Genomic DNA, 14,248 nt, shown 5'->3' with positions numbered 1-14,248 from the left:
CCGTGGCCATCACCGAAGACGCCCCGACGGACGCGGACACCGGGCAACCCGGGCCGTCACCGGACGCGGACACCGGGCCCCCGGCGGATGCCCGCCCCGAGCCCCCGCAGGTCCCCGGCTCCAGCCCCCCGCCCGCCCCCCACCGCGCGGGCCGGCGGCTCACCTCCCCCCTGGTCCTCGTCCTCGTCCTGCTGCCGGCCGTCCTCGCCCAGTCCCCCCTCCGCGGGCTGCTCGGCAGCCCGGTGATGCAGACCTGGACGACGGTGTTCGTGGCGGTCACCGTCCAGGCGCTGCCCTTCCTGGTGCTCGGTGTGCTGCTCTCGGCGGCGATCGCGGTGTTCGTGCCGGCGTCCTTCTTCGCGCGCGCCCTGCCGCGCCGGCCCGCGCTGGCCGTGCCCGTGGCCGGTATCGCGGGCGCGGTGCTGCCGGGCTGTGAGTGCGCGTCGGTGCCGGTGGCGGGCGCCCTGGTGCGCCGGGGCGTGCCGCCCGCCGCCGCCCTCGCCTTCCTCCTCTCCGCGCCCGCGGTCAACCCGGTGGTGCTGACGGCCACCGCCGTCGCCTTCCCGGGGCACCCGGAGATGGTCCTGGCCCGGTTCCTGGCCAGCCTGCTGGTGGCCTGCGCGATGGGCTGGCTGTGGCAGCGGGCGGGCCGCGCGGACTGGCTGCGCCCGCCGGCCCACGGCGCGCACGAGGGCGCGGGCAGGGGAGAGGCGTTCTGGGGCGCGGTCCGGCACGACGTCATGCACGCCGGCGGCTTCCTGGTGCTCGGCGCGGCGGCCGCGGCGACGCTGAAGGCGGTGGTCCCGGCGGAGTGGCTGGGCACGGCCGCCGCCACGCCCCTGCTCTCGGTGCTCGCCCTCGCCGTCCTCGCCGTCCTGCTGTCGATCTGCTCGGAGGCGGACGCGTTCGTCGCGGCCTCCCTGACCCAGTTCTCCCCGACGGCCAGGCTGGTGTTCCTGGTGGTGGGCCCGATGATCGACCTGAAGCTGTTCGCGATGCAGGCCGGCACCTTCGGCCGTACGTTCGCGTTCCGCTTCGCGCCCGCCACCTTCGCGCTGGCCGTCACGGGCGCCGTACTGACCGGGGCGGTGCTGCTGTGAGCCGCCAGGTCCAGGCGGCCGTCCTGTTCCTGCTCGGCGCGGCCCTGCTGCACGCGGGCACCACCGACCTGTACCTGCGGTACGTCAAGGCGGGCCTGCGCCCGCTGCTGCTGGCCTCGGGCGCGGTGCTGATCGCGGCGGCGCTGGCGACGGCCTGGTACGAGCGCCGCCGCGACCGGCGACCGGGGTCTCACGAACACCCCGGACCCCGCGTCGCCTGGCTCCTCCTGCTCCCCCTCCTCGCCCTGATCCTGATCGCCCCGCCGGCCCTCGGCTCCTACAGCGCCCTGCGCTCCGGTACGGCACTGCAGAAGCCGTACGCCTACGGCCCCTTGCCCGCCGGCGAGCCCGTCCCGCTCTCCGTCGTCGACTACGCCTCCCGCGCGGCCTACGGCCACGGCCGCTCCCTGCACGGCCGCCGGGTCCGGGTCACCGGCTTCGTCGCCCTGGACGGGTCCGGCACCGCCTACCTGGTCCGGATGGCCCTCAACTGCTGTGCGGCGGACGCCCGGCCGGTGAAGATCGCGCTGACCGGCGCGCTCCCGCCGGTCCTGCGCCCGGACGCCTGGCTGGAGGTGACGGGCACGTACACCTCCCGCCTGAGCCGCGACCCGGTCAACAACGGCCCGGTGCCGTACCTGAAGGTCGCCTCGGCCCGACCCGTACCGACGCCACGCGACCCGTACGACGAGACCTGGAACAACTGACCGCGCGGGGAGGCGGGGGGCCGGCCGGCACCCCGGTCCGCCCCACCGCCGCCCCGGCGACCCGCCCCGGTGCCGGGCGCGCCGGAGGGGCGGGGAACCGGCCGGGGGCCGGGACACCGGTCAGCGGCCGGCGCTCGCCGCGTCGAAGTCGAAGCGGGCCAGGTCCCGCAGCCACGCCTCCGCGTTGCCGTCCGACGGGGCCCGCCAGTCACCGCGCGGGGAGAGGGAGCCGCCCGCCGAGACCTTCGGGCCGTTCGGCATGGCCGAGCGCTTGAACTGGGAGAACGCGAAGAAGCGGCGGCAGAACACCTCCAGCCAGTGCCGGATCTCGGCGAGGTCGTACGCGCCGCGCTTGGCCTCGGGGAAGCCGGGCGGCCAGGCACCGGCGTCCGGGTCGTGCCAGGCGTGCCAGGCCAGGAAGGCGATCTTCGAGGGCCGGAAGCCGTAGCGCAGCACCTGGAAGAGGGTGAAGTCGTGCAGCGCGTACGGGCCGATCTTCGACTCGGTGGACTGCATCTCCTCGCCCGGCACCAGCTCCGGGCTGATCTCGGTGTCCAGGATCGCGGAGAGGATCTTGCCGGTCTCGTCGTCGAACTGGCCGCTCGTGACGACCCAGCGGATCAGGTGCTGGATGAACGTCTTCGGCACGCCGGAGTTCACGTTGTAGTGGCTCATCTGGTCGCCGACGCCGTACGTCGACCAGCCGAGCGCCAGCTCGGACAGGTCACCGGTGCCGAGGACGATGCCACCGCGCTGGTTGGCCAGCCGGAACAGGTAGTCGGTGCGCAGGCCCGCCTGGACGTTCTCGAAGGTGACGTCGTACACCGGCTCGCCGGAGGCGAAGGGGTGCCCGATCTCCTGGAGCATCAGCCGCGCGGTGGGCGTGATGTCCAGTTCCGCGGCGGTGACGCCGAGCGCCCGCATCAGCTTGTGCGCGTTGTCCTTGGTGTGGTCGCTGGTGGCGAAACCGGGCAGGGTGAAGGCCAGGATGTCGCTGCGCGGCCGCCCCGCGCGGTCCATCGCCCGGGCGGCGACGATCAGCGCGTGCGTGGAGTCGAGGCCGCCGGACACCCCGATGACGACCTTGGGTCCGCCGATCGCCGCCAGCCGCTGCTGGAGCCCGGCGACCTGGATGTTGTAGGCCTCGTAGCAGTCCAGGGCGAGCCGTTCGGGGTCGGCCGGCACGAACGGGAAGCGCTCGACGCGCCGGCGCAGGCCGAGGTCGGTGAGCGGCGGGTCCAGCTCGAAGGAGACCGTCCGGAAGTCCCCGGTCCGCGCGGTGTGGGCCCGCCGGTTGTCGTCGAACGTCCCCATCCGGTGCCGTTCCTGCCGCAGCAGGTCGAGGTCGACGTCGGCGACCGCGTACTGGTCGCCGAGCGCGAACCGGTCGGTCTCCGCGAGCAGCACCCCGTTCTCGTAGATCATGGTCTGCCCGTCCCAGGACAGGTCCGTGGTGGACTCGCCCAGTCCGGCCGCCGCGTAGACGTAGGCGGCGAGACAGCGGGAGGATGCCGAGCGGCACATCAGCCTGCGGTCCTCGGCCCGGCCGACGGTGATGGGGCTGCCGGAGAGGTTGACCAGCACGGTCGCCCCGGCGAGGGCGGCCTCGGCGCTCGGTGGCACCGGCACCCACATGTCCTCGCAGATCTCCGTGTGCAGCACGAGCCCGGGCACGTCCGCCGCCGCGAACAGCAGGTCCACCCCGAACGGCACATCGGCGCCCGCGACCCGGACGGTCCCGCCCCGCTCGTCGTGCCCGTCGGCGATCTGCCGGCGCTCGTAGAACTCGCGGTAGTTCGGCGGGTACGACTTCGGTACGACGCCGAGGACCCGGCCGCGGTGGATGACCACCGCGCAGTTGTAGATCCGGTGGCGGTGGCGCAGCGGAGCACCGACGACCAGCACGGGCAGCAGCTCCGCCGACCCGGCCACGACCGTCTCCAGCGCCTCCTCGACCCGGTCCAGCACGGCGTCCTGGAGCAGCAGGTCCTCGATGGAGTAGCCGGTGAGGCCCAGCTCGGGGTAGACGGCGACGGCGACGCCCTCGTCCGCGCACCGGCGGGCCTGGCGCAGGACCGCTTCCGCGTTGGCGTGCGGGTCGGCGATGACGGTGTGGCCCGTGCACGCGGCGATGCGCGCGAAGCCGTGCTGATAGAGCGACCAGAAGTTCAACGGGACTTCCTTCATGTTTCAACGACCCACGGGCGAGCTGACGGGCGAATCTCCTCCAGGAGAAAGCCTAGATCCCGGCCGGACCGAGGTACCGGGGCGGACCCGAGTACCTCCGCTCTGTTCGCCGCCTGCCCGCGACACGGGGCTGGAGAACATGCCCGGAGGCATCCCGAAACCCCCTTTCCGCATGCTGTCGGCCCTCGCGCCGGCCCCCGGTCCTCGTACCGGCCCGCCGGCGCGGGCCGCCTGGCTGGGCGGGGACCAGCGGCCCGAGGAGACCGAGGCCGTCGCGGCCAGGGTGCCGATCCGAACCAGGGCCACGCCGATCACGAAGAGGCCGCTGGAGCCGTCCGACCAGTCGTGGAAGGGCCGCGGCGGCAGGCCCGCCGTGGTGCAAGCCGACGCCGGTGCCGTCCTTGAGCCGCGCGCCGCGGATGTCCCGGTCACCGGGCTCGCCGCTGCCAAGGGCCCCCGGGTGCCCAGGACGGGCGGGGGAGAGGGTGCGACGCTGGAGTGAGGGGCGGATCCGGTCCGCCGGCAACAGGACCGCGCGGCCACCCCGGAAGGCAGGTGCGTCCCATGCGCACGTCGACCCGTGCCGCCGGTGCCCTCACCGGCCTGACCCTCACCCTCGGTGGCGCGGTCCTCGCCGCCCCCGCGGCCCGGGCGGACATCCCCGCCTGCACGCGTATGGCCGAACTGGCCGGTGCCACCGCCTCCGACTCCGTCACAGAGGCCTGCCGCCGAGGCGTGGTCGGAGACCTCCAGGGTTGTGTGACCGGGCTGACCGGAGCCGGAGTGGCGGGCGGCGCCGCGACCGGCGCGTGCCGGGCGGCGGCCCAGGAGCCGCGCTAGAGGACCGCGCGGGCCACCACCCCCGGCACCGGTCGGAGCGGGGTACGGCCCGTCTCCTCCTCACCCCCGGCCTGCCTCGCGGGCCTCATGCACTGCGCCCATGCTGAAGAAGAGGGCGCCGTCGTCCTGCGACTTGTCCTTCCCTTCCCGAAGGCCGGACGAAGGCGCCTGGGAGAAGGAGGACGTCATGCGCCTGCGAAGAATCCTGGGCCTGGTCCTGGCCGCGGCGACCCTTGCGGGCGTGAGCGCCGTCGGCGCCGTCAGCGCCGGGGCCGCCTCGTTCCCGACCATCTCCCGGGACGACTGCACGGCCGCCGGCGGACAGATCGTCTCACGCCCCTACGCCGGCGACGCCTGCGCGCTGCCTGACGGGACCACACCGGCGATCACCTGACCGGCCGGCGCCCGGCTGGTCAACCGGTCCGGGCGGTGCACCCCGGTTGGGGTGGGTCCGCAGTGACGGCACTCGGCCCACCGCCGGGTGGACAGCCCGCGCCCGTTTCCGCCGGTCAACGCGGCTCACGGGTCCGTCCGACGGGTCGCGTCATCGACCCCGCACCCGACGGCACCATCACCCGAATGGCGGAACAAGACGTGCCACCCACATGGGTGAAGATCAGGCTGGCTAGTGCCCCCATCGAGGTAATCCGTGAAAGGGAAGCACATGCGCATTCGACGAACCCTCGCCGCCGCCGTCGCCACGGCAGCCCTCGCCGGACTCGGCCTCACAGGCGCCGCCACGGCCACGGCCGCCACGCAGGGCGCCCCCTCCTACGTCACGCCTTCGCAGTGCAAGCAGGGCGGCGGAACACCCGCGGTCAACGAGGAGGGCAACTACTGCAAGGGCGGTACGTACGACGGACAGAAGGTCGACTGAACCCCACTGGGCCGAACCCCAAGGGCGTCCCGCAGCCGTGCGCCGCGGGGCGCTTCCGCGCGATCCGCTCGGAGCTGTGCACATACTGCTCGTGATGCTATATCCAATGGCATACTCGGCGTATGACTGATGACGACGTCGACTTCCCACCTGGCGATGGCCCCACCAGCGGTATCTCCGTCACCCTGACCGCCGGAACTCTGCGTGCGATCCGTGAGCGGGTCGGCAAGCGAGGCGTCTCGGCCTACCTGGAGAAGGCGGCCCAGCGCCAGATCGAGCGCGACAACCTGGACGAGCTGATCGCGGACTTCGACAAGGTGCACGGCCCGGCCGACCCCGAGGCCGTGGCGACCAAGCGGGCCCGGCTGACCGGTGGCGCCTCGAACGCAGGGGCGGCTGCGTGAGTGGTGCCCTGGTCCTGGACAGTGAGGGCCTGGCGAAGGCCGTACAGCGCGATCGGGAAATCCACGAGTGGCTGACGGCGGCTCGCGACGCGGACCTGCCAGTGATCACGTCAGCCGCCGTACTGGTCGAGGTGATCCACCCGAAGATCGACGACGCCGCGCTGAAGTGGACTCTGTCCCGCCTGGGTGTCGAGCCGGTGACCCAATCCGTCGCGCAATCCGCCGCCGCTCTGCTGCGTGCGGCGGGGCTGCACGGCCACAAGTACGCCATCGACGCCATGCTGTGCGCGACCGCCCTGCAGCATCCCGGCACGGTGACGATCCTGACTTCGGACGTAGAAGACATCGAGCTGCTCACCGCCGGGCATCCGCGCCTGAGCGCGGAGAAGGTCTGAACCGGTCCGGCTTGCTTTAACAGGGCCGGCTGTGGGCGGTCGCGCACATGACGACGACGCGCCCTGTCCTCTACCTCTTCGGCTCCGCCGCCCCGCCGGTGTTCGATACGGCGGCGATCATTTCAATGGTATGCGCACGCCGGTAGTTCGGCGGCCTGGCGGTGAGCCAGCGGCAGGAAGAGCACCGGTCGGATCGTCCACGTGATCTTGGTCCTGGCGTGAGTGACAGACACCGTGCACGGTTCCGCTCGTAGCAGGGCTCGTCGGGTCTCGATGCGGCCCTCGTGCAGCCACTCCCATGCCGCGTCCGATGCGTCCGCGTCCAGTGCCGGTGAGATCGTGCGGAGTACGACCGCTACCCAACGGTCCGCCTGCGGCGCGGAGTAGGCATCGAAGGATGCCAGCAGTGCCGGCGGCCACTGTTCGGTCAGGTCCTCGGTTCAGCACTCGCACCAGTAGCCGAATCGCGCCGCCTCCCTCGGCAAGGGCGGTCGTTGGGTGATGTCAGGAACAGTCGGGGTGCCGCTCTGCGCGGTCCGAGTCACCGGGCAGCCGCCCCTTCGACCCGGCAGCCCGGGCACTTGCAGGACGGGAAGGCGGATGTGAACGGGGGCGGCCCTTCGAGGGGTGACATGCTCACCGTGCCGCACTCCTGGGTGACGGCTCCATGGCGGTTCACCCGGTACACCCTGATGGTCATCTTGGGGGTCGGCGGGTCATCCTGTGGTGGGCGGGTAGCGTTCGTCATGTCGACGCTCCTTCGCAGCGTCGGCCGGCCCCGGGGTCGTTCGCGCGGCCGCCGGGGCGCATCTCGTCTCGTCGCCTTCGCGTAGCCGTGACGACGGGTGAGTACAGCGTGACAAGCTGCCGGACGACCAATGCTCACAGTTCTGTGAGCGTTGTGAGCACGTCTAGAGGCCGAGCCAGGCCGCCATGTGGTGGAGCGTCTCCGGGGTGCGGCGGGACTGGTGGACCAGACCGGTGATCGTCTCCCGGGCGGTGGGATGGTAGCGGGTCTGTTCGGGGGCGACACGGCGGGCTTCGACGAGTGACCGCAACGCGGCGTCGGTGTGCCCGGTCTCCATCTCGGCGCGGGCCTGGTCGATCAGGAAGTGGGCTCGGCGGGAAGTGGGGAGCCCGGGAGGAAATTTCAGGTTCCGGGCCTGCTTCAGAGCGTCGTCGTACTGGCACATCTCGACGGCGACGGACACCCTGTGCAGGGCGACATTGGTCGGGCCGAAGCTGAGCCAGTGGACATCGGAGGCGTCGCCGATGCGCTCTGCGATCCGGTGGGCCTCCGTGATGTGCTGCTCGACTGCCGGCCCCTCCTCGGCGCGGGCGGCGATGACGGATCCGCCCAGGTGTAGCTGGCCGGTGACTACCAGGGCTTCCCGTGAGTCACCGGCCTGCGCGATCACGTCGTGCCCGGCGGCGACGAGGCGTTGTCCGATCCGGTACTCACCCTCACGGAAGTAGACCAGGGCCCGCATGTACTGCCGGACGGCTGCCAGGCAGGGGTCGGAGGCGCGGCGCGCTGCCCAGTTCATGCGGTCCAGGGCGACGGCGGACAGGTCGTAGTAGCCGAGCTTCACGCTGATGTCGTGCGCTGTGCGGTACGCCGATGCCAGCCCCCGCCACAGCTCGGTCGAGGGCGTAGACCACGCAGTGTGGGTCAGCTCGGCGATGAGCTCCGGCAGGTCGCGGGCCGCGTTGCGTAAATGCGTCGCCCGCACTTCGGCGCACAGGTGATCGGCCCCGGCGATGAGCTGCTGCGCCGGTCGGGTGGTCAGGTCCGGGTGGGGGCCGAGGTCGTACAGGTCGAGGGATTCCCGGATCGGCCGGACCAGTTCCGCGAGGCGGTCGCGCTGCAGTTCGGTCACGTACGGCTGCCCGGTCAGCACCGTGACGTCGATGCTGAGGGCTTTCGCGCAGGCGGCGACGAAGGCGGCGGTGGCCGGGCGCGCTCCGCACTCGACCTGGTTCAGGTAGCTGTACGAATAGGGGAGCCGCTCGGCGAACTGCCGCTGGGTGAGTCTGGCCAGTCTGCGTTGTTCCTTGATGCGTGCGCCCGCGTGGTCCTCGCCCCGTGTCGGCATGCCGGTCTCCGTTCTGAGCACCCGCCGGGAACGATACCCAGGTGGCCGTACGGCCATATGCCTTTCCGGCGCCTACTCGCCCCTGGGAGGCGGCGGTTGAGTGTGATCCGATACGTGCATGACGACGACGCGCCCTGTCCTCTACCTCTTCGGCTCCGCCGCCCCGCCGGTGCTCGATACGGCGACGGTCGTTGCGGACGCGCAGGACCGCGGCTTCGATGTGTGTGTCGGCCTGACCTCGACCGCGGCTGGCTGGCTGGAGCCGAGGAAGGCTGAGTTGGAGCGGCTCACCGGGCACTCCGTGCGCAGCGCGTACAAGCTGCCGGGGGAGCCTGACGTGTGGCCCACGGCGGATGTGATCGCGGTGGCTCCGGCGACCTTCAACACGGTCAACGCGTGGGCCCTCGGCATCACGCGTGAGTTCGTGGTCGGTGTCGTCGCCGAGGGCATCGGCAAGGGCATCCCCATGGTGGTGATGCCGTGCGTGAACGCCGCCTACGCGCAGCACCGGCAGTTCGAGCGGAGCGTCGCGGAACTGCGCGAGATGGGGGTGCGGGTTCTGTACGGCCAGGGTGGCTTCGTCCCGAACCGGCCGGGGCAGGGCAAGCCGGGGGAGTATCCGTGGCACCTGCTCCTGGACGCTGTCGAGGGAAGCGCCGCGGCGCGGTAGCCAAAGGATCGCCGTCGGCATCCGGGTCCGTCGTTGGTGATCTCGCCCTGACGGCCCCGAGAAGGCCCACGGCAAGAGAAGAGCCCCCCGCCCGCGCGTACAACCCGCAGGCAGAGGGCTCGTCCTTGTGCGCTTACTTCTTCTTCCCCTGGTTCTTGACCGCCTCGATCGCGGCGGCCGCCGCCTCCGGGTCGAGGTACTTGCCGCCGGGGGTGAGCGGCTTGAAGTCGGCGTCCAGTTCGTAGCAGAGGGGGATGCCGGTCGGGATGTTCAGGCCCGCGATGTCGGCGTCGGAGATGCCGTCGAGGTGCTTGACGAGGGCGCGCAGGCTGTTGCCGTGGGCGGCGACCAGGACCGTGCGGCCGGTCAGCAGGTCCGGGACGATCGCGTCGTACCAGTAGGGGAGCATCCGGATGACGACGTCCTTGAGGCACTCCGTGCGCGGGCGCAGCTCCGGCGGGATGGAGGCGTAGCGGGCGTCGTTCGCCTGGGAGAACTCGGAGTCGTCCGACAGCGGCGGGGGCGGGGTGTCGTACGAGCGGCGCCAGAGCATGAACTGCTCCTCGCCGAACTCGGCCAGCGTCGCCGCCTTGTCCTTGCCCTGGAGGGCGCCGTAGTGGCGCTCGTTCAGGCGCCAGGAGCGGTGGACGGGGATCCAGTGGCGGTCCGCGGCCTCCAGCGCCAGCTGGGCCGTGCGGATCGCGCGCTTCTGGAGGGACGTGTGGACCACGTCGGGCAGGAGATCGGCGTCCTTCAGGAGCTCGCCACCGCGGACTGCCTCCTTCTCGCCCTTCTCGTTCAGGTTGACGTCCACCCAGCCGGTGAACAGGTTCTTCGCGTTCCACTCGCTCTCGCCGTGGCGGAGGAGGATCAGCTTGTACGGTGCGTCGGCCATGGCCTTGAGCCTACCTAAGGGGGGTCGGGGGCGGGATGCGCGCGGGCGTCGGAGCACGCCCGGCCCGGGGAGGGGGAGGGGGTGTGCTCTCCGTCTCGCCAACGTTCGGTTAATTCTCGTACAACCATTCGCCACATTCTCGTGTCTGTTTATCGCCAGGAAGGCTGAGGGCCAGGAATAAGGAGCACCGAACGTGACCGTGCGTTCCTTTGCGCGGCGGATGCGACCGCGAGTCGAGCGGAAGGCCGCCGAGCGCGTATGGCAGCTGCGTACCATGCGGCGCCGCCGCAAGGCGGCGGTCACGGATCCGGTGCTCCGCCCGGTGGCGGTGCGCGGGCAGCGGTTCTACGGCCGGGTGGTGGACCGGTTCACCGCCGCGGAGGCCGCCGCCTCGAATTTGGATCTTGTTGTCGGCGCGCTGGAACAGGAAGGCATTTCCTATTTCCTGGTCTCCTCCCGCGCGCGTTACACGCTCGGTGTGAACGCCGTCGACCGGGAACGCTTGCTCGACGCCCTGGAGGCGCGCCACGCGGGCACGGCCGTGTTCATCGGCCGGCCGCTGCCCGGTGGCCAGCTCAAGCACCCCGCCCTGTTCCTGGACGGTGTCCTGCCCGCCGCGCTGCGCACCGCCCCCGTGCTGCGCGTCGGCGAGAACCACCTCGGCCCCGCCGGCCAGCTCCTCGCCGGCCCCGAGCTCGCCTGTGACGTGGAGTTCTGGGAGGACGGCGCCGAGCTGCTCGCCTCGGCCGACGGTCCCCGGCGGCTGGCCAAGGTGCAGCCGCAGGCCTCCGCCGACGTCTTCGCCGAGTCCCTCGTCACGCCCCGGAACAACGGGATCACCGACGTGCTGCCCGCCAGTGAGCAGAAGCCGGTCGGCGTCCGGGTCGGTGACCGGGAGGTCCCCAGCTTCGTCCCGCTCACCCTCCCCACCGTCAACCAGGTGACCTTCCCCGTCGACGTCGTCTACACCTGGGTCGACGGCGAGGAGCCGGCGATGCGGGCCAAGCGGGCCCGCCACCAGGACGGCGGCATCGCCGAGATCCTGGACAAGGAGACCAACGCCTCCCGCTACACCAGCCACGACGAGCTGAAGTACTCGCTGCGCTCCCTCGCGATGTACGCCGACTTCGTGCGGCACATCTACATCGTGACCGACGGCCAGAAGCCGCACTGGCTGGACGACACCGCCCCGGGGATCACGGTCGTCGACCACCGCGACATCTTCCCGGACGACGTCCTCCCCGTCTTCAACTCGCACGCCATCGAGACCCGGCTGCACCACATCCCCGGCCTGTCCGAGCACTACCTGTACTTCAACGACGACGTCTTCGTCGGCCGCCGCGTCACCCCGGAGCACTTCTTCTTCGGCAGCGGGCTGATGAAGATACCGGTCTCCCCCCTGAAGATCGGCATCGGAAAGCCCCACGCCGAGGAGACCGCGACCAACTCCGCCAGCAAGAACGTACGGCGGCTGCTGCTGGAGAAGTTCGGGCGGATGACCACGAACAACTTCATGCACACCCCGCTGCCGCAGCAGCGCGGGGCGCTCCGCGCGCTGGAGGAGCTGTTCCCGCAGGACATCGCCCGCACCACCGCGTCCCGCTTCCGCTCGCCGACCGACATCGCCATGACGGCACCGCTGCTCTACCAGTACGCGCTGATGACCGGCCGTGGCGTGCCCGGCAAGTTCAGCTTCCGCTACGTGAACATCAGCCGGCCCGACGCCGACCGGCGCCTGGCGGACCTGCGCCGCAACCGCCGCTTCGACTTCTTCTGCCTCAACGACGTCGACGTGCCGCCGGAGGAGCGGGAGCAGGTCAGCGTGCGGATGCACGATTTCCTGGAGAACTACTTCCCCTTCCCGAGCCCCTTCGAGAAGCAGAGCTGACGGGCGGCGGCGGCCATGGCCATCGACCTCCGTCACCGTCTCGCGTCGCCGGCGCCGGGCCTGCGGGCCGTCCGGGACCTGCTGACGCGCCTGGGGCTGTGGCTGTCGGCCCGCCTGTGGGCGCTGCGCGCCGCCCCGGCCCGCCGCCGGCTGCGCACCGCCGTGCCGGGGCTGCGCCGGGTCGTGTGCGGACCGGTACGGCTGTACGGGAGTACGGTCACCGGCTACACCGCAGGGCAGGCCGCCGCCGCGGACCTGGAGCAGGTGTGCGCCCTGCTGGAGACGGCCGGTGTGCCGTACTTCCTGGTCCCCGCCGAGCAGGGGCCCGGGGTGCCGCGGCCGGTGGTCGGGGTGGAGGAGTCGTACCGTGCCGCGGTGCTCGCCGGGGCCCGGCGGCACTTCGCGCTCAGCGCCGCGTACGTCGGCGCGGTGGACGCCGACGGTGCGGTGGCGAGCGCGGTGCTGTGGGCCGACGGCAGGCTGCCGCGGGCGCTGCGCGGAGCGCCGGTGCTACGGGCCGGCCTGATCCGGCTGGGGCCGGGCGGGCAGGTGCTCGGCGGGCTGGAGATGGGCTGCGACATCGAGTTCTGGCGCTACGGCCGCGATCTGGGCCGGGACCCGGCCCACCTCACCGTCCCCGGCGCCCGCCTGCAGGACGACTTCGGCCCCTCCCTGGTCGCCCCGCGCCGCAACGCCGTGTCGGAGGTACTGCCGACCGGGGCGTGGCGGGCGACGGGGGGAGGGGCGGGGGAGCCGGTGGCGGGGGGACCGGTGGCGGGGCCGGGCGTCGTGCCGGACGCCGGCGAGGCGCGTGAGCGGGGGCGGGGCTTCGTACCGGGTGGCTTGGAGGGGCTTGCACCGGGTGCACCGGGTCCGCTGCCTCTGCATTCGCCGGCCACGGCGGCCGAGCAGCCGCCGGGCCTGCCCGCCGAGCAGCCGTCGGCCGCGTCCGCAGCGCAGGTGTCGGCCACGTCCGCCGAGCGGCTGTCGGGGATGGCGGCAGCCGAGCAGCCACCGGCCACGGCCCCCCACCAGCGACCCGCCCACCAGCCGCCCACCCCCCTCCCCGCAGCGCCGGGCCGCCGCCCCCTGCCCACCCTCCCCGCGTTCGCCGAGCCCGGTGTCGATCAGGTGTGCTTCCCCGTCGACGCCGTGTACACCTGGGTCGACGGGGACGATCCGGTGATGGCGGTGAAGCGGCGGGCGCACCAGGCGCTCTCCGACAACGTCATCGCGCCGCGCGAGACCGGTGCCTCCCGGTACACCAGCCACGACGAGCTGAGATACGCGCTGCGGTCGCTGGAGATGTACGCCGGTTTCATCCGGCACGTCTATCTCGTGACCGACTCGCAGACGCCCTCCTGGCTGGACCCGGACGCGGAGGGGCTGACCGTGGTCGACCACCGGGACATCCTCCCGGCCGACGCGCTGCCCGTCTTCAACTCGCACGCGATCGAGAGCCGGCTGCACCACATACCGGGCCTGTCCGAGCACTACCTCTACTTCAACGACGACGTCTTCATCCACCGCCCGGTCGGCGCCGAGCACTTCTTCCACGGCAACGGCATCGCCCGCATCCCGCTGTCCCCGCTCAAGCTCGGGGTCGGCGCCCCGCACCCCCTGGAGCCGGCGCCGAACTCCGCCGGGAAGAACGCCCGTGAGGTGATCCGGCGCTTTCACGGCAGGTACGTCACGCACAAGTCGCTGCACACCCCGCACCCTCAGCTGCTGTCGGTGATGCGCGAGATGGAGAGCCTCGGCATCGAGGAGCTGGAGCGGACGTCGTACTCCCGTTTCCGGTCCACCGCCGACGTCGCCCCGGCGTCCACGCTGCACCACCACTGGGCGATCGCGACGGGCCGGGCGGTGCCGGCCGAGTACAGCTTCCGGTACGTCCAGCTGGGCACCCCGGACATGCGCCGGAGGCTGGCGCGGCTCGCGGCGGGCGAGGACGTGGACTTCTTCTGCCTGAACGACGTGGACACCGCCCCGGCGGACCGGGCGGCGGCCCGGGAGGCGATCAGGGCCTTCCTGGAGCGGAAGTACCCGTTCCCGAGCCGCTTCGAGCGGGCCGCCCGGACCACGCCGTACCCGGCCCCGGCCGCCGCCCGCGGAGGGCGGAGGGCGTCCCGGCGTCGGCCGGGCGCTGCCCGATTGACGCGAACCGCTAATTGAGTGGCGCCCCCGAG

15 protein-coding genes are annotated in these 14,248 nt (G+C 72.2%); 11 read left to right on the top strand and 4 right to left on the bottom strand.

Annotated features, from left to right (window positions below; all coding sequences use genetic code 11):
- The first annotated feature begins 2 nt into the window (after positions 1-2).
- Positions 3-1,100, top strand: coding sequence for a permease (locus ACZ7N4_RS29075; protein ID WP_471363561.1), 1,098 nt, complete (start codon positions 3-5; stop codon positions 1,098-1,100).
- On the top strand, positions 1,097-1,807 hold the full coding sequence (locus ACZ7N4_RS29070; RefSeq protein ID WP_471363559.1) for a TIGR03943 family putative permease subunit: 711 nt from the start codon (positions 1,097-1,099) through the stop codon (positions 1,805-1,807). Before ACZ7N4_RS29075 ends, ACZ7N4_RS29070 begins: the two co-directional genes overlap by 4 nt.
- Before the next feature lie 120 nt (positions 1,808-1,927).
- Here ACZ7N4_RS29070 and ACZ7N4_RS29065 read toward each other — a convergent pair whose 3' ends face one another.
- Complete coding sequence (locus ACZ7N4_RS29065) at positions 1,928-3,994, bottom strand: NAD(+) synthase (protein WP_471363557.1); 2,067 nt, start codon at positions 3,992-3,994, stop codon at positions 1,928-1,930.
- A gap of 172 nt (positions 3,995-4,166) precedes the next feature.
- Between ACZ7N4_RS29065 and ACZ7N4_RS29060 the strand changes: the two genes are divergently transcribed.
- The 6 genes from ACZ7N4_RS29060 (at position 4,167) to ACZ7N4_RS29035 (ending at position 6,510) form a co-directional block, all read left to right on the top strand.
- Positions 4,167-4,496, top strand: coding sequence for a hypothetical protein (locus tag ACZ7N4_RS29060; protein ID WP_471363554.1), 330 nt, complete (start codon positions 4,167-4,169; stop codon positions 4,494-4,496).
- Between the two features lie 62 nt (positions 4,497-4,558).
- Complete coding sequence (locus tag ACZ7N4_RS29055; RefSeq protein ID WP_471363552.1) at positions 4,559-4,834, top strand: hypothetical protein; 276 nt, start codon at positions 4,559-4,561, stop codon at positions 4,832-4,834.
- A 187-nt stretch (positions 4,835-5,021) separates the two neighbouring features.
- Positions 5,022-5,228: a hypothetical protein gene (locus tag ACZ7N4_RS29050; RefSeq protein ID WP_471363549.1), complete on the top strand. Its 207-nt coding sequence runs from the start codon at positions 5,022-5,024 to the stop codon at positions 5,226-5,228.
- A 270-nt stretch (positions 5,229-5,498) separates the two neighbouring features.
- A complete protein-coding gene (locus ACZ7N4_RS29045) occupies positions 5,499-5,711 on the top strand; it encodes a hypothetical protein (RefSeq protein ID WP_471363546.1) in 213 nt (70 codons plus the stop codon).
- Between the two features lie 122 nt (positions 5,712-5,833).
- A complete protein-coding gene (locus ACZ7N4_RS29040) occupies positions 5,834-6,115 on the top strand; it encodes a hypothetical protein (RefSeq protein WP_471363543.1) in 282 nt (93 codons plus the stop codon).
- Entirely contained in the window at positions 6,112-6,510 is a 399-nt protein-coding gene (locus ACZ7N4_RS29035; RefSeq protein ID WP_471363539.1) for a PIN domain-containing protein, read from the top strand. The genes ACZ7N4_RS29040 and ACZ7N4_RS29035 overlap by 4 nt, the downstream gene beginning before the upstream one ends.
- Before the next feature lie 122 nt (positions 6,511-6,632).
- Here ACZ7N4_RS29035 and ACZ7N4_RS29030 read toward each other — a convergent pair whose 3' ends face one another.
- Positions 6,633-6,941, bottom strand: coding sequence for a hypothetical protein (locus ACZ7N4_RS29030; protein ID WP_471363747.1), 309 nt, complete (start codon positions 6,939-6,941; stop codon positions 6,633-6,635).
- Between the two features lie 480 nt (positions 6,942-7,421).
- Complete coding sequence (locus ACZ7N4_RS29025) at positions 7,422-8,606, bottom strand: helix-turn-helix domain-containing protein (protein ID WP_471363534.1); 1,185 nt, start codon at positions 8,604-8,606, stop codon at positions 7,422-7,424.
- Between the two features lie 118 nt (positions 8,607-8,724).
- Between ACZ7N4_RS29025 and ACZ7N4_RS29020 the strand changes: the two genes are divergently transcribed.
- Entirely contained in the window at positions 8,725-9,276 is a 552-nt protein-coding gene (locus tag ACZ7N4_RS29020; RefSeq protein ID WP_471363531.1) for a flavoprotein, read from the top strand.
- 133 nt (positions 9,277-9,409) lie between these two features.
- Here ACZ7N4_RS29020 and ACZ7N4_RS29015 read toward each other — a convergent pair whose 3' ends face one another.
- Positions 9,410-10,171, bottom strand: a complete 762-nt coding sequence (locus tag ACZ7N4_RS29015; protein WP_471363528.1) for a phosphoglyceromutase — start codon at positions 10,169-10,171, stop codon at positions 9,410-9,412.
- 193 nt (positions 10,172-10,364) lie between these two features.
- Here ACZ7N4_RS29015 and ACZ7N4_RS29010 point away from each other — a divergent pair, with 193 nt between their 5' ends.
- Both ACZ7N4_RS29010 and ACZ7N4_RS29005 read left to right on the top strand, forming a co-directional pair.
- Positions 10,365-12,059, top strand: coding sequence for a stealth family protein (locus ACZ7N4_RS29010; RefSeq protein WP_471363525.1), 1,695 nt, complete (start codon positions 10,365-10,367; stop codon positions 12,057-12,059).
- 15 nt (positions 12,060-12,074) lie between these two features.
- Complete coding sequence (locus ACZ7N4_RS29005) at positions 12,075-14,234, top strand: stealth conserved region 3 domain-containing protein (protein ID WP_471363522.1); 2,160 nt, start codon at positions 12,075-12,077, stop codon at positions 14,232-14,234.
- Positions 14,235-14,248 lie beyond the last annotated feature (14 nt).

The sequence above is a fragment of the Streptomyces sp. NPDC107654 genome (assembly GCF_055639035.1).
The sequence above is the reverse complement of the archived record's forward strand: the minus strand, read 5'-3'. Positions and strand labels throughout refer to the sequence as shown.

Excerpts from the sequence above, each read along its gene's own strand:
- ACZ7N4_RS29065 (WP_471363557.1), bottom strand. The coding sequence starts at position 3,994 with ATGAAGGAAGTCCCGTTGAACTTCTGGTCGCTCTATCAGCACGGCTTC.
- ACZ7N4_RS29060 (WP_471363554.1), top strand. The coding sequence starts at position 4,167 with ATGCTGTCGGCCCTCGCGCCGGCCCCCGGTCCTCGTACCGGCCCGCCG.
- ACZ7N4_RS29055 (WP_471363552.1), top strand. The coding sequence starts at position 4,559 with ATGCGCACGTCGACCCGTGCCGCCGGTGCCCTCACCGGCCTGACCCTC.
- ACZ7N4_RS29050 (WP_471363549.1), top strand. The coding sequence starts at position 5,022 with ATGCGCCTGCGAAGAATCCTGGGCCTGGTCCTGGCCGCGGCGACCCTT.
- ACZ7N4_RS29045 (WP_471363546.1), top strand. The coding sequence starts at position 5,499 with ATGCGCATTCGACGAACCCTCGCCGCCGCCGTCGCCACGGCAGCCCTC.
- ACZ7N4_RS29040 (WP_471363543.1), top strand. The coding sequence starts at position 5,834 with ATGACTGATGACGACGTCGACTTCCCACCTGGCGATGGCCCCACCAGC.
- ACZ7N4_RS29025 (WP_471363534.1), bottom strand. The coding sequence starts at position 8,606 with ATGCCGACACGGGGCGAGGACCACGCGGGCGCACGCATCAAGGAACAA.
- ACZ7N4_RS29020 (WP_471363531.1), top strand. The coding sequence starts at position 8,725 with ATGACGACGACGCGCCCTGTCCTCTACCTCTTCGGCTCCGCCGCCCCG.
- ACZ7N4_RS29015 (WP_471363528.1), bottom strand. The coding sequence starts at position 10,171 with ATGGCCGACGCACCGTACAAGCTGATCCTCCTCCGCCACGGCGAGAGC.
- ACZ7N4_RS29005 (WP_471363522.1), top strand. The coding sequence starts at position 12,075 with ATGGCCATCGACCTCCGTCACCGTCTCGCGTCGCCGGCGCCGGGCCTG.